Genomic DNA, 24,189 nt, shown 5'->3' with positions numbered 1-24,189 from the left:
CCGCTACGGCCTGACCGCCGTCGCCCAGGGTCTGATCTCCGTCCGCTGCAGCAGTCCCCAGGTGAACTCGGCGACGACCTCCCGCCGGGTCCCCCGTTCGTCCGGGGCCGTGAAGGTCAGGCCCCAGCGGGTGGGGGCCGTGCCTTCCAGGGGGCGGGCCGGGGCGAAGGCCTGGGCGGCCTCGTCGACCGTGCAGGACCAGGGGGTGAGGTCGGCCAGGGTGGTCAGGGGCGGCGGCGGGGTTCCGGGGGCGCGGACCAGCCATTCGTTCCAGACGGAGGCGTTCGGGGCGAGGAGCACCTCGAAGCGGAGGTCGGGCCACAGCGGCAGGGGCCAGAGCCAGGCCTCGCAGTCGAGGTCGCCGATGCGGCGGGGCGTCCTGGACTCCGGTTCGCCCAGGACGGAGCGGTAGCGGGCGGCGGCCCCCCGCCCGTGGGGGGAGTGGACCATGGCCTGCCAGCGCTTGTTGGACTCCCTCATGTCGGCGAGGGACAGGCCCAGTTCATGGCGGGCGTCCTCCACCAGGTCGGGGTTGTGGTCGGCCATGCGGCGCAGCAGCACGGACTGGAAGTCCACAGGCGTGAAGGAGCCGGCGAGGCGTTTCGGGGTCGGCATGCGTCCCATCGTCTCGCACCCGCGCATTTCACGACCATTGCCCGCCGCAGTGCCTTATGCATAGCCTGTGTTCGTCATGCCGATCGCCTGTTGAAATATCGAACACGGGCACCTGAGACGACTAAAGGGAGGGGGCCGGTCGTGGGACGACTCGTACCTGCCGTGACCCGAGCTCTCGACATTCTCGAGCTCTTCCTCGACGGGGACGGTTCGCTCTCCGCCCCCGACATAGTGCGCAGGCTCCAGCTGCCGCGTACCACCGTGCACGAGCTGGTGACCACGCTCGCCGCCCGGTCCTACATCGTCCCGGTGCCCGGACAGCCCGGACGCTACCGCCTCGGGGTACGGCCGTACCAGCTCGGCAGCCGATACGCCGAGCAGCTCGACCTCGCCGCCGAGGGCCAGCAGGTCGCCCGGACCGTCGCCGAGACCTGCGACGAGACGGTCCATGTGGCGATCCTGGAGGGCACGGACGTCATCTACATCGCCAAGGTCGACTCCACGCACGCGGTGCGCATGGTCTCCGCCGCCGGTCGCCGGCTCCCCGCCCACTGCACCTCCGTGGGCAAGATGCTGCTCGCCTCCCTCTCCCCGGCGGAGCTCAGCGCCCGGATCCCCGACGACGCCGACCTCGTGCGCATGACCCCGAACAGCATCACCGAGCCGGACGCGCTGCGCGAGGCCCTCGTGGAGATCCGGGAGCGGGGCGTCGCGGTCGAGAACCGCGAGTCCAACCCGGACGTCAGCTGCGTGGCGGCCCCGGTGCGCGACCGCACCGGGCAGGTCGTCGCCGCCCTCTCCATCTCCGTGCCCATGATCCGCTGGAGCGACGAGCGGCGCGTCGAGCTGGAGCAGCTCGCGGCCAAGGGCGCTGCCGAGCTGTCCGAGCTGCTGGGCTACCGGAGCGTGGCATGACGACGACCAGCACGGCGTACGAGGTGGCGGTGCGCGCCGAGGCGACCCTCGGCGAGGGGCCGACCTGGGACGCGGCGACCGGCCGGCTGCTCTGGCTCGACATCCTGGGCGCGCGCCTGCACGGCTACGACCCGTCGAGCGGCCGTCGTACGGTCCGGGTGACCGACCAGCATGTGGGCGCGGCCAAGCCCCGCGTCGGCGGCGGCCTGGTCCTCAACCTCCGTGACGGGGTGGGCCTGTTGGACCCCGACGACGGTTTCCGCTGGCTGCGCCACGAGCCCGTGCCGGGCCGCCGTGCCAACGACGCCGCCGTGGCCCCCGACGGCTCCCTGTGGGCCGGCACCATGCGCTACGACGAGGCCCCGGGCGGCGGCACCCTGTCCCGGCTCACCGGGGACGGCTCGGCCGAGGTGATACTCGACGACGTCGCGGTCAGCAACGGCACGGGCTGGAGCCCGGACCACTCGCTGATGTACTACATCGACTCCCCGACCCGTCGGGTGGACGTCTTCGACTACGACGCGCAGGGCCGGGTCTCGGGCCGCCGTCCCCTCGTCGAGATCGAGGACGGCGCCGGTTTCCCCGACGGCCTCACCGTCGACGCCGACGGCTGCGTGTGGGTGGCCCTGTGGGACGGGGGAGCGGTACGGCGCTACACGCCCGCGGGGGAGCTGGACCGGGTGATCTCCCTGCCGACGCCCCGCGTGACGGCCTGCGCCTTCGGCGGCCCCGACCTCACCGACCTCTACGTCACCACCGCCCGAGTCGGCCTGACCGCCCCCCACCCGGTGGCGGGCTCCCTCCTGGTGGTCCCGAACGCGGGCAAGGGCCTGCCCCAACCCGCGTTCAAGGGCTGAACGACTTCGGGCTGTCGATTCCGGGCTGTCGATTCCGGGCTGAGGAGCCCGCCGACCGGAACCGCCCCGCCAACTGGTTTGTGCCGCCAACCAATCTGCCCCGCCACCGGGTCGCCCCGCTGGCGGGGCTGTTCTGCCTGACCCGGCGGCTGGGCGGTTTCGTCGCCGGGGGCGTCCCCGGGCGTGGGCGTCTCGGCGGCCGGGGCGTCCCTCGACCGGACTACCCCGCCGCCCCGTGTCGTCCCTCGACCGGGTGGGGCTTCGCCCCGAGCCGTCCCCCGACCGGGTGCTGCCCAGCGGTCCGGTCGCCCGCTACTGCAACCCTGCCCGCTTGAGTTCCTCGACGGTCAGCGGTGGTGCGGTGAGCGGGGGTTTGAGGGGGCCCGCCGCCGCTGCCAGGAGGACGGACGGGGTCAGCAGGACCTCCGCTCCCCGTTCCAGGGAGGTCACGTCCGTCACGCGGCGGGCGATACGGCCGTTGCCGGTGGCGGTGAGCATGAGGCGGCCGACGTACGCGGAGACGAGGCGGTCGCGGAGCGTGGGGCCGTTCTCCGTCGCGCCCGGGTAGAAGACGTCCTGGCCGACCGCGAGGTCCCAGGCCGCGCCGACCGGCCGGGCCACCGCCTTCTGGAGCCGACGGGACAGCCCGGGCACGCCCCAGCCGTGCCGTCGTACGACGTCCCGCAGGGACAGGGCGCTCTGGGCGGCGACGGCGAGGCCGTGGCCGTAAAGCGGGTTGAAGGCGGCGAGGGCGTCGCCGAGGACGGTGAAGTTCTCGGGCCAGGCCGGCATCCGCTCGTAGAAGTGGCGGCGGTTGAGGGTGGTCCGGGTGTACGCCACGTCGGACAACGGCTCGGCCCGTTCGAGGAGTTCGCCGATGATCGGGTGGCGCAGCTCCTCGCGGGCGAAGCGGACGAAGTCGTCCTCGGCGGCGGAGGGCTCGCCGCCGCGGCTGCCGTTGAGGGTGACGATCCAGCGGCCGTCCTCGATGGGCAGCAGAAAGCCCGCCCGGCCCGGCCGGCCGTCCCGGGGGTCGGGCTGGACGTTGACGATCGGGTAGCCGGAGCGCGCCTGTTCGGGGGCGAGGTAGAGCCGACTCGCGTACGCCAGACCGGAGTCGACCTCGCGCCGCTCCACCGCAGGCAGCCCCAGCTCCGTCAGCCACCGGGACGCCCCGGAGCCCCGCCCCGTCGCGTCGACGACCAGCCCCGCCTCGACGACCCGGACACCGTCGTCGCCGACGCCGGACCCAGGGGCGTCCGTCGTGTGCCTACGGCTGCTGCGGACCCGTACGCCCGTCACCGCCCCCGCGTTCCCCTCCAGCCCCAACACCTCGACCCCGTCGAGCAGTTCGACCCGCTCGTCCGCGAGGACCTGCGCGCGGATCGTCGCGTCCAGCAGGTCCCGTCCGGCCAGGATCACGTGGTGGGACTCGGGCCAGCGGCGGAACCAGCCGCGGGAGCCCATGACGACCATGTCCGTGGTGACCGGCAGTCGGCGCGCCCCGACGTCCCGGAGCGCGTCGGCGACGCCCGGCAGCAGCTCCGTCACCGCCCGCACCCCGCCCGACCACAGCATGTGGGCGTGGCGCGCCTGCGGCAGGCCCTTGCGGGGCGCGGGGCCGTCGGGCAGTACGTCCCGCTCGACGACGACGACCCGGTCGGCGAGGCCGGACAGGGCCCGGGCCGCGAGCATGCCGGTGTGGGATCCCCCCAGGACTACGGCGGTTCTGGCGGGGGTGGGGTCTTCACTCATGCGCGGAGATGCTCTCTGCCGGGGCGGTCGCGCGGGCGCGGACCGCCTGGATGTCGTCGGGACGGCGAAGGACTTCGGACACGGCCTGGATCTCCCGCAGAAGGTAGGTGGTGTCCGGGCCGGACGGGGAGGCGGCGCGCTCGGAGTGCGAGGCTCCGTCCGCAGACCCTTCCCCGGCCCCTTCCGGCGGTCGTTTCCCGGTGGCGGCGACCCCGCCGACGGCTTGGGCGGCTTGGGCGGCCTGGGCGGTCTGGGCGGTCTTCACGGCCTCGGCCGCCGCGACCGCGTCCAGCAGCGTCACCGCCGCCGCGAGAGCCTGCGCCCGGCCGCGCTCGAAACCGAGGACGACGGCCGCGTCGTAGGACCGGGTGCGCAGGTCGTCGTCGAGGTGGCGGGCCAGTTGCAGAAGCGCGTCCCGGATGAACGTCTCGCGGCGGATCAGCCGCAGCTCCGGGGTGGCGCGCAGGCCGAACGGCTCGCGCCCGCCGGTGACGGTCCGCATCAGCCGGGACAGGGGCTTCAGACCGCGGTGCCGACAGCGGACGCGCCAGCGCTCCTGGAGGTACTGGCCGGCGTGCGGGACGATGAACCCGATCGCCACCAGGGTGGCGGCGATGCAGGCGGCCGACGGGGCGATGTTCGTGTTGAGCCAGTCCAGGTCGTGCCCGGTCCAACGGGCGGCCACGGCCGTGAGCTTGGCCGCGCTGAACACCAGGTTCGTGACATAGCCGGCCCCCAGGAACCTCAGCCCCCAGCGCAGCCAGGCGTCCAGGCCGTCGGTGCGGCTCCAGTTCCAGATGAGCCGGGCCGTCACCGAGCAGGCCACCGTGTGCGCGAGCAGGTAGAGCAGGATCTCCTCGCGCATGTACGGCGTGTTGGCGTAGTAGGTGTCCAGGTTGCGGATCTGTTCCACGGGCACGTCGGCGAGCGCGAACAGCACCCACAGCGCGACGACCACGCCCGCGTACACCGAGACGACCCACCGGGTCGCACGCCGGGTCTGCGCCGAACGCTCGCTGCGGCCGTTGCGCCAGGCGATGATCAGCAGCAGCCAGGACGCGGAGAGCGCGGTGAGCAGGGAGTACACCCAGGGAGCCGCGATGTTCGGGACGCCGGTGACCCGGTTGGTCCAGGCGATGGTCTTCGGGGCGGCGAAGACGAACACCGCGCAGGCGAACAGCAGCAGACCGCCGACGGCGCGCAGCAGCGGGTCCCGCCACAGCTTGAGGATGCTGGGCAGTTTGATCGCCAGGGCGGCGGCCAGCACCACGGTGGGGAGCCAGAAGGAGATGTACAGCCCGTGGGTCACCGCGCCGTGCCTCTGCGTCCGCGATAGCCGAGGGTGCGCTGCACCGGGGACGTCTCCGCGGAGGGCGCGGGCGCGGGGCCGGGCAGGTAGCGCCGGAAGGCGGCCGCGAGCCGGTGCCCGAAGTCGTCGGCCTCGGCCTCGTCGCTCTCCCGGGATCCGTTGCGGGCGGCGACGGTCAGCGCGATGTCGTCCCAACCGGGCTGTGCGGCGAGGACGCCCGCGGCAGCCGTGCCGACGCCGTGGTGGTGGTGCCGGTGCCCGGCGTGCAGATGCCACAACTCGTGGCCGAGGATGACCAGTTGCTGGACGGCCTCGGCCCGCTCCTCGACGATGACCAGGTCGAAGTCCTGGAACTCCACCCACAGTCCCGTCACGTCGAACTCGTCGGGGAACCGCTCGAACCGCAGCTCGACGGGGCGTCCGCCGCGCCGTGCGGCCATCTCCTCGCAGAGCGCGCGGCACACGTCCCGGACGCCGGCGGGGGGCCGGGGTCTGGCCCGCAGGGCGGCGGAGAGGTCGCCGGTCAGGTCGCGCATGGCCGGCCCGGTCCTCGAGCGCCGCAGCGCCGAGGCGATCCGGGCCGCACTCGCGCGCGCGCCCGCGATGTCCATCAGCTCCGTCCCCCTTCTCACCGCCCTACGGCAGCCGTTCGAGCCTACGCGGCTGGTTGTGTTCGCGTCACGTGAAGTCCTTGACGCGCAAAGCGCATCGAATTTAGCGTCCCGTTCGAAGCTACGAGCAGGATCCGGAATATCGAACACCGAGCCATGAATGTCGAACGTCGAAAGGCGCACATGCGAACCGCCCGCTTCACCCTCGACCCCGCCTTCACCGTCGGCCAGGTCAACCCCCGCCTTTTCGGCTCCTTCGTCGAACACCTCGGCCGCTGCGTCTACACCGGCGTCCACGAGCCCGGCCACCCCGCCGCGGACGCCGAAGGCCTCCGCACGGACGTCCTGGACCTGATCCGGGAACTGGGCGTGACCACGATCCGCTACCCCGGCGGCAACTTCGTCTCGGGCTACAAGTGGGAGGACTCGGTGGGCCCCGCCGAGGACCGCCCCCGCCGCCTCGACCTGGCCTGGCGCTCCACGGAGACGAACCGGTTCGGTCTCTCCGAGTACATCTCGTTCCTCAAGGAGGTCGGCCCGCAGGCCGAGCCGATGATGGCCGTGAACCTGGGCACGCGAGGCGTGGCGGAGGCCCTGGAGCTCCAGGAGTACGCCAACCACCCCGCCGGCACCGCGCTGTCGGACCTGCGGGTCGCGCACGGCGACAAGGACCCCTTCGGCATCCGGCTGTGGTGCCTGGGCAACGAGATGGACGGCCCCTGGCAGACCGGCCACAAGACCGCCGAGGAGTACGGCAGGCTCGCAGCCGAGACGGCCCGCGCGATGCGCCAGATCGACCAGGACGTCGAACTCGTCGCCTGCGGCAGCTCCAGCCAGTCGATGCCGACCTTCGCCGACTGGGAGGCGAAGGTCCTGACCGAGACCTACGACCTGGTCGACTACATCTCGCTGCACGCCTACTACCAGCCCCACGACGGCGACCTCGACTCCTTCCTGGCCTCGGCCGTCGACATGGAGTCATTCATCGAGAACGTCGTCGCCACCTGCGACCACATCGGCGCGAAGCTCAAGTCGAAGAAGAAGATCGACCTCTCCTTCGACGAGTGGAACGTCTGGTACACCACCCACTGGGAGGAGCAGACCCGCACCGCCGACCCGAGCGACTGGCCGGAGGCCCCCCGGCTCCTGGAGGACAACTACAGCGTCCTGGACGCCGTCGTCTTCGGCTCCCTCCTCATCGCCCTGCTCCGGCACGCCGACCGGGTGACGGTGGCCTGTCTGGCCCAGCTGGTCAACGTCATCGCGCCGATCCTCACCGAGCCGGGCGGCCCGGCCTGGCGGCAGACGACCTTCTTCCCGTTCGCCCAGGCCTCCCGGTACGGCCGGGGCGAGGTCCTCGACGTACGGGTGGACTCACCTACGTACGAGACGCGGAAGTACGGCGAGGCGGATCTGCTGCACGCCACGGCGGTGCGCGGCGCGGACGGCTCGGTCACGGTCTTCGCGGTCAACCGCAGCCGTACGGACTCCCTGCCCCTCGAAGTCGGGCTGAACGGGCTGGACCTGACGTCGGTCGTGGAGCACAGCGTGCTCGCCGACGCCGACCCGGACGCCCGCAACACCCTCGCCGAGCCCGAGCGGGTCGCCCCGCACACGGCGTCCGGCACGGCGCTCACGGACGACGGCACGCTGACGGCGACCCTGGAGCCGCTGTCCTGGAACGTGATCCGCCTGGCATAGACCCCACAATGGGCGCATGAGGATCTCGGCGCGCGCGGACTACGCGGTACGGGCGGTACTGGAACTCGCCGTACGGCAGGGCGGCGACCCCGTGAAGGCGGAGGCGATCGCCGCCGCGCAGGACATCCCGCACAAGTTCCTGGAAGGGATCCTCGGCGATCTGCGGCGCGCCGGGGTCGTCGACAGCCGGCGCGGCGGAGGCGGCGGCTACCGGCTCGCCCGGGACCCGGCGGCGATCACGGTCGCGGACGTGATCAGGGCGGTGGACGGCCCGATCGTCTCCGTACGCGGCGAACGCCCGACCGGTCTGACGTACACGGGCTCCGCGCAGCCGCTGCTGCCGCTGTGGATCGCGTTGCGGGCGAACGTGCGGCGGATCCTGGAGGGCGTCACGATCGCCGACATCGCGGCGGACGCCCTCCCCGAGCCGGTGCAGTCGCTGGCGGCGGAACCGGCGGCCTGGGAGAACCCGTAGAACCCGTAGAACCCGTAAGGCTTGCGATGTAGATCACATATCGGGAGTGGATGTCACACTCCGGGTGCCTGGAGCGCTCTCAGTTCGGAACACGTCCGCAACGGGGAGGCCCCACCTTGCCAGACTCTGTGACACAGACCTTCAACGCCCACCGTGAGCTGCTGTTCTCCATCGTCTACAACATGCTCGGCAGCATCGCCGACACCGAGGACGTGGTGCAGGAGACCTGGTTGTCGTGGACGGCCAGAAGCCGGAGGCCGGAAGACCAGGCGTCGAGCGTCGAGCCGATCGAGAACCCGCGCGCCTATCTCGTGCGGATCGCGGTCAACCGGGCTCTCGCCCATCAGGCCGCCATCAGCCGCCGCCGGGAGACCTACGTCGGGCCGTGGCTTCCTGAACCGCTGGTCTCCGACGTCGCCGATACGGCGGTGCGCGCCGAGTCGGTGTCGATGGCGCTGCTGGTGGTCCTGGAGACCCTGACCCCGCTGGAGCGCGGGGTGTTCGTCCTGCACGAGGTGTTCGGCTACGCGCACACCGAGATCGCGGAGATCCTCGGCCGCAGCCCCGCGGCGATCCGCCAGCTCGCCCACCGGGCCCGCGAGCACGTCCAGGCCCGACGCCCCCGCTACGAGCCCGCCCCGCACGTCCGGCAGCAGGTGACGGAACGTTTCCTGGCCGCCGCGCTCGGCGGCGACCTGGACGCCCTCCTGGAGATCCTGGCTCCGGACGTGACCCTGTGGAGCGACGGCGGAGGCAAGAGCCAGGCGGCGGGCCTGCGTCCGGTCCACGGCCGGGACAAGGTCGCCCGTCTGTTCGCCGCGCTCGCCCCCCGCTCCGGCAAGGGCCTCGACGTCGTCTACCGCAGGGTCAACGGCGACCCGTCGGCGCTGCTGTTCGCCGGCGGCACCCCCTACGCCGTCATGGTCCTCGACCTCACCCCGGACGGCGATCAGGTGTGCGGGATCTACACCGTCGCCAACCCCGACAAGCTCGCTCACGTCAACTGAGGACCGAGGCAATCCACATGGTGCGGAAAATAGCGTCCCTGCCCGGTGGCAGGGTGGCGAAGTGGGTCGTCCTCGCCCTCTGGGCGGCCCTGTTGGTCCCGGCCCTCATGCTGGCCGGGAAGCTCGGCGACGTGGAGCAGAACGACAACTCGGCCTGGCTGCCCGGCAACGCGGAGTCGACGAGCATCGTGGATCGGGCCGAGAAGTTCCAGCTCGCGGACACCCTGCCCGCGATCGTGATCTACGACCGGCCCGAGGGCGTCACCCCGGCCGACCTGACCAGGGCGCGGGCCGACGCGGAGGCCTTCCAGGGCATCGAGAACGTCGTGGGCCAGCCGCAGGGCCCGGTGAAGGCGCAGGACGGCAAGGCCGTCCAGACCGTGGTCCAGGTCCACAAGGACCAGAAGGGCTGGGAGGGGATCGGCAAGGTCGTCGACGCGATCAACGAGGTCGGCGAACGGAACGCCGAGGCCGGTCTGGGCTTCCATGTCACCGGACCGGCCGGTTACGCGTCGGACTCCATCAAGGCCTTCAGCGGAGGCGGCGGCCTGACGACGATCACCGCGTCGGTGGTGGTCCTCATCCTGCTGCTCACCTACCGCAGCCCGGTGCTTCCCCTGCTGCCGCTGCTGACCGCGGGCGGAGCCCTGGTCACCTCAGAGGCGGTGATCTACCTGCTGGCGAAGAACGCCGGCCTCGTCGTCAACAAGCAGACCAGCTTCATCCTGACGGTGCTGGTGTTCGGGGCCGCCACCGACTACGCGCTGCTGCTCACCTCGCGGTACCGGGAGGAGCTGCGCCGGCACGAGGACCGGCACGAGGCGATGGCGGAGGCTCTGCACCGCTCCGGCCCCGCGATCGTCGCCAGCGCCGCGACCGTCGCGGTCAGCCTGCTGCTGCTGATGCTGGCCACCCTCAACTCCACCCAGGGCCTCGGACCGGCCTGCGCCGTCGGCATCCTCGTCGGCCTGCTCGCCATGGTCACCCTGATGCCGGCCCTGCTGGTCGTCTGCGGCCGCTGGATCTTCTGGCCGGTGGCACCGTCGTACGGAACGGCCGAGAAGTCCGAGACCGAGGCCGAGACCGAGGGCGGAGTGTGGGCCCGGGTCGGCAGGGCCGTCTCCGCGCGGCCGCGGATCGTGTGGATCGGCACCGCGCTCGTCCTGGGCGTCATGGCGGTCGGGGCGTTCGGGCTCAAGGCCGACGGGCTCGCGAACAGGGACCAGTTCACGGGCACGCCGCCGATGGCCGTCGGCGAGGAGATCCAGTCCCGGCACTTCCCGGCCGGGTCGGGCGACCCCGTCTACGTCGTGGCGAAGGCGGCCTCGGCGGACCGGGTGAGGGCCGCGCTGTCCGGGGTGCCGGGAGTCGCAGACGTCTCGACGCCGATGGTCAAGGACGGGGAGGCCGTGATGCTCGGGGAGCTGAAGGACGACCCGAGCAGTACGGCCGCGATGCGCACCGTCGAGCGGGCCAGAACCGCGGTCCACGCGATCGAGGGCGCGGACGCCCAGGTCGGCGGCAGCACGGCGATCGTCGTCGACACGCAGAAGGCGGCCGCCCGCGACTCCAGGGTGATCATCCCGATCGTGCTGGTCACGGTGTTCCTCATCCTCGCGCTGCTGCTGCGGGCGGTCGTCGCGCCGCTGCTGCTCATGGCGACGGTCGTCCTGTCGTTCGGAGCGGCCCTCGGGGTGAGCGCTCTGATCTTCGACCATGTGTTCCACTTCGCCGGGGCGGAGGCCTCCTTCCCGCTCCTGACGTTCGTGTTCCTGGTCGCGCTGGGCATCGACTACAACATCTTCCTGGTCACCCGGGTGCGCGAGGAGGCGCTGCTGCACGGCACCCGGCGCGGCGCGCTGAGCGGCCTGTCCGCCACCGGAGGGGTGATCACCTCGGCGGGCCTCGTCCTGGCCGGCACCTTCGCGGCGATGGCCTCGCTGCCGCTGGTGTTCGCGGCGGAGCTCGGGTTCGCGGTGGCGTTCGGCGTACTGCTGGACACCATGGTCGTCCGGTCGGTGCTGGTCACGGCCCTGACCCTGGACGTGGGCCGCTGGATGTGGTGGCCGGGCGCGCTGTTCCGGCGACACGAGGACGGCACTGACGGCCCTGACAGCCCTGACGGCCCTCGGCCGCCGTCTGTGAGCGGCCCTCATCACACGTTCAGGGGGATCTCAGCTTGAGGGCCTAGCATCGCCTCCCGTTCATCCCTATCTAACCGGTGGGGAAGGCAGGAAACGGAACGGGAGTCCCATGCGCACGCTGATACTGCTCGCCCTCGCGGGCCTCGGAGCCCAGCTCGTGGACGGCAGCCTCGGCATGGCCTACGGGGTGACCTCGACGACCCTGCTGCTGGCCATGGGCACCAACCCGGCCGTCGCCTCGGCGACGGTGCATCTGGCCGAGATCGGCACGACGCTGATGTCGGGGGCCTCGCACTGGCGCTTCGGGAACGTCGACTGGAAGGTCGTGGCGAGGATCGGCGTCCCGGGCGCGGTGGGCTCCTTCCTGGGCGCGACGGTCCTCTCCCGGCTGTCGACCGAGGTCGCTGAGCCGGTGATGTCCCTGATCCTGCTGGGTCTGGGCCTGTACGTGATGTCCCGGTTCACCTTCCGGGGCCTGCCCAAGGACCGCCTCGGCCAGCCGCTCCGCCGCCGCTTCCTCACCCCGCTCGGCCTGGTCGCCGGCTTCCTGGACGCGACCGGCGGGGGCGGCTGGGGCCCGGTCGGCACTCCGGCGCTGCTGGCCAGCGGCCGGCTGGAGCCCCGTAAGGTGATCGGCTCGATCGACACGAGCGAGTTCCTGGTGGCGGTCGCCGCGAGCCTCGGCTTCCTCTTCTCGCTCGGGTCCCAGGGCCTGACCTGGACCTGGGTCCTCGCCTTCCTGCTCGGCGGTCTGGTCGCGGCCCCTGTCGCCGCCTGGCTGGTCCGCCTCCTCCCGCCGCGCGTGCTGGGCTCGGCGGTCGGCGGCGTCATCATCGTGACCAACGTCCGTACGCTCCTGAAGAGCGACTGGATCGCTGCGTCGGGGACCGTGAGCACGGTCGTCTACGTCGTGCTGTACGCGGTGTGGGCCGCCGCCCTGGCGTACTCGGTCCGGGCGCACCTGAAAGAGAAGGATTCCGCGACCGAGTCCGCCGAGGAGCGGCAGCCCGTCACCGCCTGAACAGCGGGGGTGGGATCAGGCGCTGTTGACGCCCACGGTCAGCGTCGCCTTGTAGCCGTCGGACACGCTGGAGCCGAGGGCGGTGAGGGTGAGCAGGCCGGAGGAGGCCCCTCCGTCGTCGTAGATGGAGTCGTCGGCGAGGGCCGTCTCCTTGGTGGTGTTGTCCGAGTACGGCGAGCTCGCCTGGACCTCCTCGTTGATGTCGGCGTCGAAGAAGAGCTGGCCGGTGTGGATGACCTCGCCGCCGGTGTACGAGTCGTCGGTGAGCGTCACCTCCGTGTGCACTCGCATATGGACGTGCACGGCGCGCGAGACGTAGTGGCCGGGCCAGATCGAGGTGATGCTGCACTGGCCGTTGGTGTCGGTCATCTGACCGCCGCGCAAAAACGTGCCGTTGTCGTCCTCGGTGTGGCCGTTGCCGCCCACGAATCCGGAGTACTCGCCGAGCGAGTCGCAGTGCCAGATCTCGACGAGGGCGTCGGCGAGCGGCTCGCAGTCGTTGGCCTGGTCGACGACGGTGAAGGTGTACTGGACCTCCACGCCCTCCTTGTCCTCCCGGATGTCCTCCCGGACGAGCGCACCGTCGAGGGAGTACGGGCCTTCGGTGACCTCGGCGTTCAGGGTGCAGACGCCGCTCGCGGTGGAGGCGGAGGAGCCGGCCTCGGCCTCCACGGCGGAGGTCGAGGACTCGCTGCTCGGGGTGTCCGCCGAGGCGAACCCCGCGACGGCGAGCCCGCCGACGGCCGCGACGGCGGTGCCGCCTATCAGCACCCGGCGGCGCTGGATGCTCTTGTCCCGCCGGTGTTTGCCCGGCTCCTGGTTGTCGTCGGAGTTGATGGTCTCGTTGTGCTCTGTGTTTCCCGTCATGTGCAAGAAGTTAGGAGCGCACCTGAGGAAATCCTTAATGTGCGGCTGTGAAGGACCTGGGGATCTGACGCCCAACTCCGCCGGAATGAACGGGAGTTCGGGCATAGCGGTGTGAACGGGCCGGGGTGAATGGCCGGAGTTCGGCCTGTCCTCGCCCCAGGGCTCTCCCTACGATTCCCTCGCCGCGGTGCTTCACAGGAAATTCATAGGTTCTCCACGCTTCAACGAAGAGGAGAGACCCCCCATGGCAAGTGGACTGCTCCTGGGCGGCGCGGTAGCCGCCCTCGTCACCGCGGCGGTGCCCGCGCACAACCCGTCGGGCGGGTTCGTCGACCCGCCCCCGGACAAGATCGTCATCGACGTCGCCACGGTGAACGGCTCCGGCTGCCGCCCCGGCACGGCGGCCGTCGCCGTCTCCGAGGACAACACCGCGTTCACGGTGACCTACAGCGAGTACCTCGCCCAGGTCGGCGGCAACTCCGACCCGACCGCCTTCCGCAAGAACTGTCAGCTCAGCCTGATCGTGCATGTCCCGTCGGGCTTCACGTACGCCATCGCGCAGGCGGACTACCGCGGCTTCGCCGCGCTCCAGTCCGGCTCGAACGCCGTGCAGCGGGCCTCGTACTACTTCCAGGGCTCGTCGCAGACGGTGTTCAAGAACCACGCCTTCAACGGCGCGCTCAACGACAACTGGCAGGCCACCGACACCACCGACTGGGCCAACCTGGTCTACGCGCCCTGCGGAGTCCAGCGCAACTTCAACATCAACACCGAGCTCCGCGTCAACGCCGGCACCTCCTCGCCGAGCAAGGTCAGCTTCATGACGATGGACTCGACCGACGGCGACATCAACACCGTCTACCACATGGCCTGGAAGGAGTGCCCGGGCAAGTAGGACGATCGACCGCCCGTGGTCCTACGGGGCCGCGGGCTGGTCCTCGTGGACGCGGTCGCCGCCCGCGGGGAGGCGGTGGACCGGGAGTCGCCGGGCAGGACCGTCCACGCCGAGGTCGACGTACCCCGCTGGCTCGCCCTCGCGAAGACGGCGTAGGCCCGGACGGACGACTGGACGCCGCCGCGGCTGCGGTGACGTCCAGTCGGACGGGAGTGACGGGAGTGACGGGGGGGGGGTTGGCGGGGTTGGCGGGGTTGACGGGGTCAGATCGTCAGCTCTGCTCCACCCCCAAGGTCAGCGTCCCGGCGTACCCGGCGGAGGTCGAGCTGCCCAGCGCCGTCAGGGTCAGCAGACCGCTCGCGGCTCCTCCGTCGTCGTAGATGGAGTCCTGGGCGAGGGTGGTGCGGGTGACCGTGTTGGTCGAGTACGGGGAGACCTTGGCGACCGCGGTCGTGATGGTCTCGTTGAAGAAGAGCTGGCCGGTGTGCAGTTCCTGGCCGCCGGTGAAGGAGCCGTTCGACGTCAGGGTGACGTTGGTGTGCACCTTGATGTGGATGTGGATGCAGCGGCCCCGGTACCAGCCGGGGTACACCGTGGTGATCGCGGCGACGCCGCTGGAGTTGGTGAGGACCCCGCCGCGCAGGAACGTGCCGCTGTCCGCCTCGCTGTGGCCGTTGCTGCCGACGAATCCGGAGTACTCGCCGAGGGCGTCGGCGTGCCAGATCTCGACCAGTGCGTTGCTGAGCGGCACGCAGGTGTCGTCGTCGACGACCGTGAGGGTGAGCTTGAGCGGGATGCCGGCCTTGCCCTCGGTGACGTCGGCGCGGACGTACTGCCCGTCCAGGTAGTAGGGGCCCTCGGTCATCTCCTTGGTGAGGGTGCAGACGGCCGCCGCGGCGACGGGAGCGGTGTCCGTCTGCGCGGCCGGCCCGGCCTTCCCGGTCGTGGCGACAGCGGCTCCGACGGCGAGGGTCGCGGCCGTGGCTCCGGTGGCGACCAGCACCGTGCGGCGCGCGACGGGGGTGGATGTGGGGGCGGGGGTGGGGGTTCCCGAAGTGTCTGTCATGAACACGGCACCGTAGGAACACTTTCTGTCGACACCCTGTCAGTCAGGTAAAGTGACACTTCGTCAAGTTCCTTGTCGGACAAGGTAAAACAGCAGGTCAGGCAAGGTGTCGTCGGTCGCTTTGCCCAACACTTCTGTTGACAGCTTTGCCTACAGTCGTGTCGGAGAGTCAGTGGCGGGGCGGAGGAGGAACGTCCGTGGAGTTGTCGCCGGAGGCGAAGGCGTTCGAGGAGTCGGCTCGGAGAGGCGGTGATCCGCGGGAAGTCGCGGTCGGCGTCTGTGTGGGGCTGGGGATCCCGCGGGGGGAGGCCGAGAGGCGGGTGCGGGAGCTTGAGTCGGTGTTCGCGGAGCTCGGGCCGGAGGAGGGCGAGCTCGCGTTCCTGCTCGATCTCGGGGATCTGTTCGTGGTGGACCGGCGGCTCGATGCCGACGAGGTGGTCATTCGGGACCTGCTGGTCCGGGCGGGCGAGGCCATGGGGGACGGCGTGCCCAGCGGCGTCGCCAAGGGTTTGTCGCGGTGGTTCCGTACGGGGGAGCTGGACCGGGCCTTCCTGCTGCTCGCCGACGAGCGGCGGCGGGTCAGGCCCGAGGGCGACCCCTCTGCCTACTGGGCCGCGCTGGTCGCCGCCGGTGAGCTGCTGCTGCCGGGCGGCGACCATCAGGGGGTCGGGGAGGCGCTGGCGTACTGCCGGCGGATGGCCGCGCAGTACCCCGCACCCGCACGTCCCGCCCCGCCTCTGCCTCACGTCACGGAGTACTGCTAGCCGACCTGTCCCATCCCCGCCGCGTTCGGCCAGCTCTGTGCGTTGGGCCAGCCGGAGGTGGCCGCGGGGGAGAGGCCGTTGGTGCCGCGGACCTGGGCGGCGGTGAGGCCGCCGCGGGCCGGGACGCCGGGCGGGGTCTGGGCGGGGGGCGCGGACGCCGGGCCCATGGCGGGGGCCATCGCGGCGGGGGCCATCGCGGCCGCGGCGGCGGGGTCCATCTGCGGGGCCATCGGAGCCATCTGCGGGACCATCTGGGGGGCCATCTGCGGAGCCATCGCGGCGGCCGGGGCCATCGGGGGCACCGCCATCGGGACCGGCGCCGGGGCCGGTGCCGGCGCGGGCACAGGCTGGGGGAAGACCTGTGCGGCGGCCGGCATCGGCATCCCGACGCCGTCGGACGGGGTCGCCTGCGCCATGGCGGGCGCGGGCATGGGCATGCCGACGGCCTGAGCGGCGAGGCCCGGCATGCCCGCCCCGTTGGTGGCACCGACCAGCCGGTCCACCGCCGCCGTGCCCGAGCTGTAGTTGGTCCCAGCGCTCAGCTCGGGTACGGCGGCTCCCCTCCTGGTCCCGTAGAGCACCTGTTCCAGGCCGGACACCAGGCGACGCACGTCGACCTGGGGGCGCACCACGAGCCGCAGGAAGCGGCTGGAGGAGCCGATCTTGTTGCCGCACTCGCGGACCAGGATCCGGTGCTCGGTGAGCATCCGGTCGCGGACCACGGTGCCCTCCGCGCCCACGGGAAGGCGGACGAAGAGGAAGTTGCCCTGGGAGGGGTAGACGGTCAGGCCGGGCAGCGCGGAGAGCTGGCTGGCCATGTCGAGCCGGTCCCGGCGCACCTGCATCAGGCTCTGCGCGTACTCGAGGCCGTGCTCCTTGAGCATGAACACCACGTACTCGGCGAAGGCGTTGAGGTTCCACTTGGGCAGCATCGAGCGGACCTTGCCGGCCAGGGAGGGGTTGGCGACCATGTAGCCGAACCGGATGCCGTGCAGACCGAAGTTCTTGCCGAGGCTGCGCAGCACGATGACGTTCGGCCGGATCATCGCCTCCTGCACGACGCTGGGCTCCTGCTCGGCGTCGGCGAACTCCAGGAACGACTCGTCGATGACGATCAGATCCAGGTCGGCCATCGCGTCCATGAACTGCACGAGCGCGCGCTTGTGCAGGAAGCCGCCGTCGGGGTTGTTCGGGTTGCAGATCACCGCGACCCGGGTGCCCCGGGTGCGGATGAAGTCGGCGTACTGCCCGAGGTCCAGGGCGAATCCGTTGGACTCCTGGAGCGGGAACATGTCGACCCGCTTGCCGGTCTCCATCGGCTGGTCGGTCCAGCGGCCGAAGGTGGGGACGGGCACGGCGAGCGACTCGCGGACCAGCAAGTGGTCGATCCAGGTGATCAGTTCGGTCGAGCCGTTGCCCATGGCCACGGCCTGCGCCGGGAGTTGGAGCAGATTGCACAGCTCGGCCGTGATGGTGTCGGCGCTGCTCGGGTAGTACGTGATGATGTCCCGCAGCCGCGCGGCCATGGTGTCCATCATGGCGGGGGTGGGGAAGTAGGGGTTGCAGGGGATGCAGAAGTCGACCGGACCGACCCCTTCGCCGCCCTCGCGCGTCAGCGCCGCCATCGAGGGGCTGTGCGCCGCGGTGTTGCGGAACAGCGAGGCGACGTTGTCGGCCATGGAACCTCCGTATGGGGCGGGTCCGGCGGGGACGACCGGGCCCGTCGTCTTTGGGTGGCCCGCGCGGGGGAGCACGGGCCGCCCCTACATACGGATGCCTGCGGGGCTCTGTTCAACCGATGTGAAAGAGGTGTGAGTACGGGAACCCCGGGCCCGTACTCACCGTCTTGCTGAGAACGACTCAACGCGTGAACGGCGAGTGGGCCGCGCGCCGAACCGGTGGACTACGCGCCGAACCGGTGGACTACGCGTCGAACGAGTGGATCGTCGTCGTCCGGTACGTCTGTCCCGGCCGCAGCACGGTCGAGGGGAAGGACGGCTGGTTCGGCGAGTCCGGGAAGTGCTGCGTCTCCAGGCAGAGGGCGTCGCCCTGGCGATAGGCGCGGCCCCCGGTGCCGACGAGGGTGCCGTCCAGGAAGTTGCCGGAGTAGAACTGCAGGCCGGGCTCGGTGGTGGAGATCCCGAGGGTGCGGCCCGAGGCCGGGTCCCGGAGCGTGGCCACCTGGACCGGTTGTGCCGTCACGCCCTTGTCGAGCACCCAGTTGTGGTCGAGGCCCTGGGCGTACCGGAGTTGCCGGTCGGCGGCCCGGATGTCCCGGCCGATCCGCTTGGTCTCGCGGAAGTCGAAGGGGGTGCCGGCGACCGAGGCCTGCTCGCCGGTGGGAATCAGCCCGGCGTCGACCGGCGTGTAGCGGGAGGCGGCGATGGACAGCTCGTGGTCCAGGGCCGAGCCGCTGCCCTCGCCGGCGAGGTTCCAGTACACGTGGCTCGTGAGGTTGACCACCGTGGTCCTGTCGGTGACGGCCTCGTAGTCGATCCGCCAGTCGCCGTCCCGGGTGAGGGTGTACGTCACCTTCACGTCGAGCGTGCCCGGGTGGCCCATCTCCCCGTCGGGGCTGGTGCGGGACAGGCGCAGGCCGACGTCCGGGCCCGTCGCGAACGGCTCGACGTCCCACACCCGCCGGTCGAAGCCCTGGGCGCCGCCGTGCAGGCTGTTCACGCCGTCGTTGACGTCGACCTGGTGGGCCGTTGCGTCGAGGGTGAACCGGCCCTGGTCGATCCGGTTGCCGTAGCGGCCGATCAGCGCGCCGAAGTAGGGGGACCCGGCGACGTAGTCCTCGATGGTGTCGAAACCGAGCGAGACGTTCGCGTACCGGCCGTCGCGGTCCGGGATCTCCAGGGACTGAACGATCCCGCCGTAGGAGAGGACCTTCAGGCGTGTCCCGCCGTTCTCCAGCGCCCAGCTGTGGATCTCCGTGCCGTCGGCGAGCTTGCCGAAGAGCGTCTTCACCGGCTTTCTGCCTCCTTCATGGGAAGGGCCCCGCCTTGCGGCGGGGCCCGATCCGGAACTGTGAAACCTACGAACCGGACTTGCGCTTGTTCCACACGTCGAACCCGACCGCGGCCAGCAGGGCCAGGCCCTTGATGACCTGCTGCCAGTCGGTGCCGACGCTGAGGAGGTTCATGCCGTTGTTCAGCACGCCGAGGACGAGACCACCGATGATCGCGCCGAGGACGGTGCCGACACCGCCGCTCATGGACGCGCCGCCGATGAACGACGAGGCGATCGCCTCGAGCTCGAAGCTCAGGCCCGCCTTCGGAGAGGCCGCGTTCAGACGGGCGGCGACCACCAGACCCGCCAGGGCCGCGAGCACGCCCATGTTGAGGAAGACGAGGAAGGTGACCTTCTTGTCCTTGACGCCGGACAGCTTCGCCGCCGGCAGGTTGCCGCCGATCGCGTAGATGTGCCGGCCGAAGACGGCGTTGCGCATGACGTAGCCGTAGCCGACCACCAGCAGGCCGAGGATGATCAGGATGATCGGCGCGCCCTTGTAGCTGGCGAGCAGCATGGTGACGGTGAGGATCGCGGCGACGATCGCGACGAGCTTGAGCAGGAAGAGGTTCCTCGGCACCACGTCGAGGGCGAACTCCTGCTGCCGCTTGCGGTCGCGGACCTCCTGGAGGACCACGAAGGCCAGCAGGACGAAGCCCAGCAGCAGCGTGAGGTTGTGGTAGTTGGTGGTCGGGCCGACCTCCGGCAGGAAGCCGTTGCCCATCTTCTGCAGGCCGTCCGGGAACGGGCCGAGGGTCTGGCCCTTCAGGAAGATCTCCGTCATGCCGCGGAAGAGCAGCATGCCCGCGAGGGTGACGATGAAAGACGGTATGCCGAGGTAGGCGATCAGGAAGCCCTGCAACGAGCCGGCGAGCGCGCCCACGATCAGGCACAGCACGAGCGCGACGGGCCACGCCACGTCGTGTTGCACCGTGAGGACGGCCGCGAAGGCGCCCGTGAACGCCGTCAGGGAGCCGACCGACAGGTCGATGTGGCCCGCGATGATCACCAGCATCATGCCGATCGCGAGGATCAGGATGTAGCTGTTCTGCAGGACCAGGTTGGAGACGTTGCGCGGCAGCAGCAGGTCGCCGCCGGTCCACACCTGGAACAGGATCACGAGCAGACCGAGAGCGATCAGCATGCCGTACTGGCGCATGTTGCGGCGCAGGCCGTCCAGCACCAGCTGCAGCAGCCCGCCGCCGGCAGCCGATCCACCGCTCTTGCCGGGCGGCGCGGCAGCCGGGGTCTTGGTCACTTCGGTGCTCATCGCGATACCTCTTTGTCCTTCGTCATCTGACGCATCAGCACTTCCTGGGTGGCTTCGACGCGCGAGAACTCGCCCGTGAGCCGCCCGGCGGCCATGGTGTAGATGCGGTCGCACATGCCGAGCAGTTCGGGCAGCTCGGAGGAGATGAAGACGACCGCCTTGCCCTGGGCGGCCAGTTGGTCGATGACCGTGTAGATCTCGAACTTCGCGCCGACGTCGATGCCGCGCGTGGGCTCGTCCAGGATCAGCACGTCCGGACCCGCGAAGATCCACTTGCTGAGGACGACCTTCTGCTGGTTGCCGCCGGAGAGCTTGCCCACCGGCTCGAAGACCGTGGGCGCCTTGATGTTCATCGACTTGCGGAAGCCCTCGGAGACCTGCCGCTCCTCCTGCTCGTCGACCACGCCCCGCTTGGAGACCTTGTTCAGGGCGGTCAGCGAGATGTTGCGGTTGATCGTGTCGATGAGGTTGAGGCCGTAGTGCTTGCGGTCCTCGGTGACGTACGCGATCCCGTGGGCGATCGCCTCCGCGACCGTCTTCGTACGGATCTCGGTGCCGTCCTTGAGGACCGTGCCGCCCGCGTACCGGCCGTAGGCGCGCCCGAAGACGCTCATCGCGAGCTCGGTGCGGCCCGCGCCCATGAGGCCGGCGATGCCGACGATCTCCCCGCGGCGCACCTGGATCGACACGTCGTCGACCACCTTGCGCTGCTGGTCGATCGGGTGGTGCACGGTCCAGTCCCGGATCTCCAGGGCCGGGGCCGCGCCCTTCTCCGTCTCGTGCGGGGTGCGCTCGGGGAAGCGGTGGTCGAGGTCGCGACCGACCATGCCGCTGATGATCCGGTCCTCGGTCGTCTCCGCGGACTTCACGTCGAGCGTCTCGATGGAGTGCCCGTCGCGGATGATCGTCACCGAGTCCGCCACCTTGCGGATCTCGTTGAGCTTGTGGGAGATGATGATCGAGGTGATGCCCTGCTTCTTCAACTCCAGGATGAGGTTGAGCAGTTTGCCGCTGTCCTCGTCGTTCAGCGCCGCCGTCGGCTCGTCCAGGATGAGCAGCTTCACCTTCTTGGACAGCGCCTTGGCGATCTCCACGAGCTGCTGCTTGCCCACGCCGATGTCGGCGACGCGGGTCTCCGGGTGGTCCTCGAGACCGACCCGGCGCAGCAGTTGCGTGGCGTGCCGCAGGGTCTCCCGCCAGTCGATGAACCCGCCCTTGGCGTGCTCGTTGCCGAGGAAGATGTTCTCCGCCAGCGAGAGGTACGGCGACAGCGCCAGCTCCTGGTGGATGATCACGATGCCGTGCTGTTCGCTCGCACGGATGTCCTTGAAGGAGACGACCTCACCCTCGAAGAGGATGTCGCCCCCGTAGGTTCCGTGCGGATGGACGCCGGAGAGCACCTTCATCAAGGTGGACTTGCCGGCGCCGTTCTCGCCGCAGATTGCGTGGACCTCGCCCTGGCGGACGGTCAGTGACACGTCCGACAGTGCTTTGACGCCGGGAAAGGTCTTGACGATCGAGCGCATTTCCAGGACGGGTCCCGCCATGGTCGTGCCTTCCAATCCGTAAGGTTCGACGCTTACTTGAGCTGGTCCGCCGTGTAGTAGCCGCCCTCGACGAGCTCCTTCTCGTAGTTGCTCTTGTCGACGCTGACCGGCTGGAGCAGGTAGGCGGGGACGACCTTGGTGCCGTTGTCGTACGACTTGGTGTCGTTGATCTCGGGCTTCTTGCCGTTGAGGGAGGCGTCGACCATGTCCGTGGCGACCTGGGCGAGCTTGCGCAGGTCCTTGTAGACGGTCATCGACTGCTCACCGGCGATGATCGACTTCACGGAGGCCAGCTCGGCGTCCTGACCGCTGATGACCGGCAGGGGCTTGCTGGCGGAGCCGTAGCCGTCCGACTTCAGCGCGGCGATGATGCCGATGGAGATGCCGTCGTAGGGCGAGAGCACCGCGTCGACCTTGCCGGACTTGTACGACGAGGTGAGGATGTCCTCCATGCGCTTCTGGGCGGTCGCGCCGTCCCAGCGCAGGGTGGTGACCTGGGTGAGCCCGGTCTGGCCGGACTTGACCACCAGCTTCTTGCTGTCGATGTACGGCTGGAGCACGCTCATCGCGCCGTTGAAGAAGTACTTGGTGTTGTTGTCGTCGTTGGAGCCGGCGAACAGCTCGATGTTGAACGGGCCCTTGCCGGACGCCAGGCCCAGCTTGTCGACGAGGTAGCCGGCCTGCAGCTCGCCGACCTTGGTGTTGTCGAAGGACGCGTAGTAGTCGACGTTCTTCGTGCCGAGGATCAGACGGTCGTAGGAGATGACCGGGATCTTCGCGTCGGCGGCCTGCTGGAGGACGTTGTTCAGGGACTTGTTGTCGATCGCGGCGACGATCAGCGCCTTGACGCCCTGCGTGATCAGGTTCTCGATCTGCGAGACCTGCTGGTCGGGGTCGTCCTCGCCGAAGACCAGCTTGGTCTTGTAGCCCTTGGCCTTGAGGTCCTTCTCGACGTTGGCGCCGTCGGTGATCCAGCGCTCGGAGGACTTGGTCGGCATCGCGATGCCGATCGTCCCGCCCTTGGCGCTGCCGGACTCGTCCGCCTTGCTGCCGCCTTCGCCGGACTGGCCGCAGGCGGAGAGGGTCAGGGCGAGGGAGGCGGCTCCGGCTATGGCGGCGAGGGCGGCTCTGCGGTTGCGCATGGTCATCATCCTTGATGTGTGTGCAGGGATCGGGCTCGCGGTGCGAACGGCGCTTCCGGCGGTGACGCCGGGAAGAGGTGAAGAACGTAAGGAACAGGTGTGTGGGATTCTGCGCGCCTGTGTCGTCTTCTGTGAAGCGGGGTTTCCGGAACGTTATGACTGAATGTCGAACCGGTTCAGTTCGCCGGGCAGTCGCGTGCCGAGAGGCGCCATGTCGCCGTCTGCGCCGTGGCGTGCGAGCAGGTCGAGGGCGAGCCGTCCGCGCCGCACCCGTTCCCGGGCCGTGGACAGCGTGAGGTCGCGCATGTGGTGGCCGTAGGGGTAGATCCCCGGGGCCTTGGACAGGCCGAACTTCAGATAGAGCGGTGCGCCGCGCCGGACCAGCTCGGCGACCTCGTACATCCGGATGTAGCCGCCGAGATCGTCGGGAGCCTCGATGTACATGTCCATGGGAGCGCCCGACACCCGCCGGATCTCGGTGAGGTGATCCAGCGTCAGATCGCTGGGCACGTTGACCGAGTCGGCGCCCAGCCGCTCGTACACCGCGTACGCGGCCGGGTTGACGGGGCCGATGAGTGCTGACACCTTGAGGGTCGTGTCGGCCGGGATGAGGCCGGTCTGGCGGGCCCGGTGCAGCGTCCACAGCACGCCCTCGTCGGCGACGAGCAGGCACTTGACGCCCAGTTCCGTGGCCCGGACGGCGTCTTCGACGCATCCGGCGACGGCGTCGTGCCCGCGGGCCCTCAGGCCCCCGCCGCGCGAGTCGGTCCGGGTGGAGCCGCCGATGTCCCAGGTGCCGCGCGGACCGGTGAACAGGCAGAGCTCGATGTCACGCTCGGCGGTCGCGTCGACCATCTCGGTGATCTCGGCGTCGGTCAGCATCCACACGCCGCTGCCCTGGCTGATCCGGTGGATCGGCACGTCGAGCCGCGAGGCTTCCTTCAGGATGACGGCCAGCGCTTCGGGGCCCTCGCACGAAGGGACCTCGGTGCGCCAGCGGCCACCGCCCGGGAAGGAGTGGGCGGAGGCGTCGGCGGGGTCGAGGGCGGGCGCGCCCAGGCCGAGCGCGGTGAGCGCCTGCTCACCGGGTCGACGGGCTGCCGTGGCGGAAGCGTCGGTCGTCACAAGCTGTCCTTCGTGTTCGGTATTTCGGACGAGGTTCGCGGCTCAGGGCATACGAGACTTGGGTGTACGCCGGTACGGGGACCGTCAGGTC

21 protein-coding genes and 1 pseudogene are annotated in these 24,189 nt (G+C 70.4%); 10 read left to right on the top strand and 12 right to left on the bottom strand.

What is annotated here, in order from left to right; all coding sequences use genetic code 11:
• Window positions 1–3: 3 nt before the first annotated feature.
• Window positions 4–624 (bottom strand): hypothetical protein, encoded by a 621-nt coding sequence (locus OG562_RS12165; protein ID WP_266396538.1) that lies wholly within the window; start codon window positions 622–624, stop codon window positions 4–6.
• Window positions 625–756: 132 nt separating this feature from the next.
• On the opposite strand from OG562_RS12165, the gene OG562_RS12160 reads away from it, so the two are divergent.
• Together OG562_RS12160 and OG562_RS12155 are read left to right on the top strand one after the other, a co-directional pair.
• Window positions 757–1,530: an IclR family transcriptional regulator gene (locus OG562_RS12160; RefSeq protein WP_266396535.1), complete on the top strand. Its 774-nt coding sequence runs from the start codon at window positions 757–759 to the stop codon at window positions 1,528–1,530.
• Window positions 1,527–2,387, top strand: a complete 861-nt coding sequence (locus OG562_RS12155; RefSeq protein WP_266396533.1) for an SMP-30/gluconolactonase/LRE family protein — start codon at window positions 1,527–1,529, stop codon at window positions 2,385–2,387. Before OG562_RS12160 ends, OG562_RS12155 begins: the two co-directional genes overlap by 4 nt.
• Before the next feature lie 312 nt (window positions 2,388–2,699).
• Here the strand turns inward: OG562_RS12155 and OG562_RS12150 are convergent, their stop codons facing one another.
• Genes OG562_RS12150 through OG562_RS12140 form a run of 3 tightly spaced genes read right to left on the bottom strand, consistent with a single transcriptional unit; the run spans window position 2,700 to window position 6,062 of the window.
• A complete protein-coding gene (locus tag OG562_RS12150; protein ID WP_266396532.1) occupies window positions 2,700–4,142 on the bottom strand; it encodes an NAD(P)/FAD-dependent oxidoreductase in 1,443 nt (480 codons plus the stop codon).
• Complete coding sequence (locus OG562_RS12145) at window positions 4,135–5,451, bottom strand: MAB_1171c family putative transporter (protein ID WP_266396529.1); 1,317 nt, start codon at window positions 5,449–5,451, stop codon at window positions 4,135–4,137. The genes OG562_RS12150 and OG562_RS12145 overlap by 8 nt, the downstream gene beginning before the upstream one ends.
• The gene (locus tag OG562_RS12140) at window positions 5,448–6,062 is read right to left on the bottom strand and encodes a toxin-antitoxin system, toxin component family protein (protein ID WP_266409230.1); all 615 of its coding nucleotides are present in this window, start codon (window positions 6,060–6,062) and stop codon (window positions 5,448–5,450) included. The genes OG562_RS12145 and OG562_RS12140 overlap by 4 nt, the downstream gene beginning before the upstream one ends.
• Window positions 6,063–6,245: 183 nt before the next feature.
• Here OG562_RS12140 and OG562_RS12135 point away from each other — a divergent pair, with 183 nt between their 5' ends.
• The 5 genes from OG562_RS12135 to OG562_RS12115 all read left to right on the top strand — a co-directional run bounded on the left by OG562_RS12135 (window position 6,246) and on the right by OG562_RS12115 (window position 12,410).
• Window positions 6,246–7,763: an alpha-N-arabinofuranosidase gene (locus OG562_RS12135; protein WP_266396526.1), complete on the top strand. Its 1,518-nt coding sequence runs from the start codon at window positions 6,246–6,248 to the stop codon at window positions 7,761–7,763.
• A 16-nt stretch (window positions 7,764–7,779) separates the two neighbouring features.
• Complete coding sequence (locus tag OG562_RS12130; RefSeq protein WP_266396523.1) at window positions 7,780–8,238, top strand: Rrf2 family transcriptional regulator; 459 nt, start codon at window positions 7,780–7,782, stop codon at window positions 8,236–8,238.
• A gap of 116 nt (window positions 8,239–8,354) precedes the next feature.
• Window positions 8,355–9,245, top strand: a complete 891-nt coding sequence (gene sigJ / locus OG562_RS12125; protein ID WP_266396522.1) for an RNA polymerase sigma factor SigJ — start codon at window positions 8,355–8,357, stop codon at window positions 9,243–9,245.
• 17 nt (window positions 9,246–9,262) lie between these two features.
• Window positions 9,263–11,428, top strand: a complete 2,166-nt coding sequence (locus OG562_RS12120) for an MMPL family transporter (RefSeq protein WP_266396519.1) — start codon at window positions 9,263–9,265, stop codon at window positions 11,426–11,428.
• A 70-nt stretch (window positions 11,429–11,498) separates the two neighbouring features.
• Window positions 11,499–12,410, top strand: a complete 912-nt coding sequence (locus tag OG562_RS12115; RefSeq protein WP_266396517.1) for a sulfite exporter TauE/SafE family protein — start codon at window positions 11,499–11,501, stop codon at window positions 12,408–12,410.
• 15 nt (window positions 12,411–12,425) lie between these two features.
• On the opposite strand, the gene OG562_RS12110 is transcribed toward OG562_RS12115, so the two are convergent.
• Window positions 12,426–13,277, bottom strand: a complete 852-nt coding sequence (locus OG562_RS12110; RefSeq protein WP_266396516.1) for an intradiol ring-cleavage dioxygenase — start codon at window positions 13,275–13,277, stop codon at window positions 12,426–12,428.
• Between the two features lie 244 nt (window positions 13,278–13,521).
• Here OG562_RS12110 and OG562_RS12105 point away from each other — a divergent pair, with 244 nt between their 5' ends.
• Window positions 13,522–14,172 carry a DUF4360 domain-containing protein gene (locus OG562_RS12105; protein WP_266396515.1) on the top strand — a complete coding sequence of 217 codons (651 nt, stop codon included), beginning with the start codon at window positions 13,522–13,524 and terminating at the stop codon, window positions 14,170–14,172.
• 15 nt (window positions 14,173–14,187) lie between these two features.
• Entirely contained in the window at window positions 14,188–14,328 is a 141-nt protein-coding gene (locus tag OG562_RS12100) for a hypothetical protein (protein ID WP_323187505.1), read from the top strand.
• 115 nt (window positions 14,329–14,443) lie between these two features.
• Here OG562_RS12100 and OG562_RS12095 read toward each other — a convergent pair whose 3' ends face one another.
• Window positions 14,444–15,238: an intradiol ring-cleavage dioxygenase gene (locus tag OG562_RS12095; protein ID WP_266396512.1), complete on the bottom strand. Its 795-nt coding sequence runs from the start codon at window positions 15,236–15,238 to the stop codon at window positions 14,444–14,446.
• Between the two features lie 197 nt (window positions 15,239–15,435).
• Between OG562_RS12095 and OG562_RS12090 the strand changes: the two genes are divergently transcribed.
• The gene (locus OG562_RS12090; RefSeq protein WP_266396510.1) at window positions 15,436–16,002 is read left to right on the top strand and encodes a hypothetical protein; all 567 of its coding nucleotides are present in this window, start codon (window positions 15,436–15,438) and stop codon (window positions 16,000–16,002) included.
• Here the strand turns inward: OG562_RS12090 and OG562_RS12085 are convergent.
• The 6 genes and pseudogenes from OG562_RS12085 to OG562_RS12060 all read right to left on the bottom strand — a co-directional run bounded on the left by OG562_RS12085 (window position 15,999) and on the right by OG562_RS12060 (window position 24,098).
• On the bottom strand, window positions 15,999–17,681 hold the full coding sequence (locus tag OG562_RS12085) for a histidinol-phosphate transaminase (RefSeq protein ID WP_266396507.1): 1,683 nt from the start codon (window positions 17,679–17,681) through the stop codon (window positions 15,999–16,001). The genes OG562_RS12090 and OG562_RS12085 overlap by 4 nt on opposite strands.
• Window positions 17,682–17,925: 244 nt before the next feature.
• Window positions 17,926–18,987 (bottom strand): annotated as a pseudogene (locus tag OG562_RS12080) (aldose epimerase family protein); the annotation flags it as partial.
• A gap of 52 nt (window positions 18,988–19,039) precedes the next feature.
• Entirely contained in the window at window positions 19,040–20,284 is a 1,245-nt protein-coding gene (gene mmsB, locus OG562_RS12075; RefSeq protein WP_266396505.1) for a multiple monosaccharide ABC transporter permease, read from the bottom strand.
• Window positions 20,281–21,831, bottom strand: a complete 1,551-nt coding sequence (gene mmsA, locus OG562_RS12070) for a multiple monosaccharide ABC transporter ATP-binding protein (RefSeq protein WP_266396504.1) — start codon at window positions 21,829–21,831, stop codon at window positions 20,281–20,283. Before mmsA ends, mmsB begins: the two co-directional genes overlap by 4 nt.
• A 32-nt stretch (window positions 21,832–21,863) precedes the next feature.
• On the bottom strand, window positions 21,864–22,973 hold the full coding sequence (gene chvE, locus OG562_RS12065; RefSeq protein WP_266396503.1) for a multiple monosaccharide ABC transporter substrate-binding protein: 1,110 nt from the start codon (window positions 22,971–22,973) through the stop codon (window positions 21,864–21,866).
• Window positions 22,974–23,126: 153 nt separating this feature from the next.
• Complete coding sequence (locus OG562_RS12060) at window positions 23,127–24,098, bottom strand: hypothetical protein (RefSeq protein WP_266396502.1); 972 nt, start codon at window positions 24,096–24,098, stop codon at window positions 23,127–23,129.
• Between the last annotated feature and the right edge of the window lie 91 nt (window positions 24,099–24,189).

Origin of the sequence: Streptomyces sp. NBC_01275 (genome assembly GCF_026340655.1) — a bacterium.
GTDB lineage: Bacteria > Actinomycetota > Actinomycetes > Streptomycetales > Streptomycetaceae > Streptomyces.
This window is presented reverse-complemented; position numbering and strand designations above follow the sequence as displayed.

What these genes read in the sequence shown, in the direction of transcription:
- OG562_RS12165 (WP_266396538.1), bottom strand. Translation starts at nt 624, where the DNA reads ATGGGACGCATGCCGACCCCGAAACGCCTCGCCGGCTCCTTCACGCCT.
- OG562_RS12155 (WP_266396533.1), top strand. Translation starts at nt 1,527, where the DNA reads ATGACGACGACCAGCACGGCGTACGAGGTGGCGGTGCGCGCCGAGGCG.
- OG562_RS12150 (WP_266396532.1), bottom strand. Translation starts at nt 4,142, where the DNA reads ATGAGTGAAGACCCCACCCCCGCCAGAACCGCCGTAGTCCTGGGGGGA.
- OG562_RS12140 (WP_266409230.1), bottom strand. Translation starts at nt 6,062, where the DNA reads ATGGACATCGCGGGCGCGCGCGCGAGTGCGGCCCGGATCGCCTCGGCG.
- OG562_RS12135 (WP_266396526.1), top strand. Translation starts at nt 6,246, where the DNA reads ATGCGAACCGCCCGCTTCACCCTCGACCCCGCCTTCACCGTCGGCCAG.
- OG562_RS12130 (WP_266396523.1), top strand. Translation starts at nt 7,780, where the DNA reads ATGAGGATCTCGGCGCGCGCGGACTACGCGGTACGGGCGGTACTGGAA.
- OG562_RS12120 (WP_266396519.1), top strand. Translation starts at nt 9,263, where the DNA reads ATGGTGCGGAAAATAGCGTCCCTGCCCGGTGGCAGGGTGGCGAAGTGG.
- OG562_RS12115 (WP_266396517.1), top strand. Translation starts at nt 11,499, where the DNA reads ATGCGCACGCTGATACTGCTCGCCCTCGCGGGCCTCGGAGCCCAGCTC.
- OG562_RS12110 (WP_266396516.1), bottom strand. Translation starts at nt 13,277, where the DNA reads ATGACGGGAAACACAGAGCACAACGAGACCATCAACTCCGACGACAAC.
- OG562_RS12105 (WP_266396515.1), top strand. Translation starts at nt 13,522, where the DNA reads ATGGCAAGTGGACTGCTCCTGGGCGGCGCGGTAGCCGCCCTCGTCACC.
- OG562_RS12095 (WP_266396512.1), bottom strand. Translation starts at nt 15,238, where the DNA reads ATGACAGACACTTCGGGAACCCCCACCCCCGCCCCCACATCCACCCCC.
- OG562_RS12085 (WP_266396507.1), bottom strand. Translation starts at nt 17,681, where the DNA reads ATGGCCGACAACGTCGCCTCGCTGTTCCGCAACACCGCGGCGCACAGC.
- mmsB (WP_266396505.1), bottom strand. Translation starts at nt 20,284, where the DNA reads ATGAGCACCGAAGTGACCAAGACCCCGGCTGCCGCGCCGCCCGGCAAG.
- mmsA (WP_266396504.1), bottom strand. Translation starts at nt 21,831, where the DNA reads ATGGCGGGACCCGTCCTGGAAATGCGCTCGATCGTCAAGACCTTTCCC.
- chvE (WP_266396503.1), bottom strand. Translation starts at nt 22,973, where the DNA reads ATGCGCAACCGCAGAGCCGCCCTCGCCGCCATAGCCGGAGCCGCCTCC.